The 735-nt window shown below is 76.9% G+C and carries 1 protein-coding gene; it reads left to right on the top strand.

What is annotated here, in order from left to right:
- A partial coding sequence (locus tag D8M29_RS13285; RefSeq protein ID WP_370450184.1) for a 3'-5' exonuclease occupies nt 1–735 on the top strand: 735 nt, incomplete at both ends.

Below are 735 nucleotides of genomic sequence, written 5' to 3'. Positions count from 1 at the left end.
CCCGGGGCTGGCCGGGCACGGGGTGGAGCGGCAGCGCGCCCTGAGCCGCGGCGAGTGGGTGCGTCGGGGCGGCCTGCACGACGCTCTTCCGATCTCGGCCTCGCCCGAGACCGTGCTGTGGGCGCTGTGGTCCGCCTCCGGTCGGGCCGAGCGGTGGCGTTCGCTCGCGCTGCGGCCCGCCGAGCACGCGAACGACCGCCGCGAGTCCCGCCGGGCGGACGCGGACCTCGACGCCGTCGTCGCCCTGTTCAAGGTGGCCGAGCGCTTCGTGGACCAGTTCCCGGGCGCGTCGCCCGAGTCGTTCGCCGTCTACATGGAGTCCCAGGACCTGCCCGTGGACACCCTGGCCCGCCGTGCCGAGTCCGGTGACGCCGTGCACGTGCGCACCCCCGCCGCGGCGGCCGGCCAGGAGTGGGACACGGTGATCGTCGTGGGCCTGCAGGAGGGCGTGTGGCCGAACACCCGGCTGCGCGGCCAGCTGCTCGGCGCCACCGACCTCGTGGACCTCGTGACCCTGCCCGCGGACGCCCCGTGGCCCACGGATCACCGCACCCGGCTGCGCGAGGTGCGTCAGGACGAGCTGCGCATGCTCGCGGCCGCGGTCTCCCGGGCACGGCGTCAGGTGGTCGTCACGGCCGTCCGCTCGCCGGATGAGGGCCCCTCCGACTTCCTCGACCTGGTGGACCCGCCCGAACGGCTGCCCGCCGAGGCGCGCGACGCCGCCGGCGTCCGGCG

Origin of the sequence: Micrococcus sp. HSID17227, from assembly GCF_003989405.1 — a bacterium.
Lineage (GTDB): Bacteria > Actinomycetota > Actinomycetes > Actinomycetales > Micrococcaceae > Micrococcus > Micrococcus luteus.
Note: the sequence above shows the minus strand (reverse complement) of the source record. Positions and strands in the feature narration are given on the sequence as shown.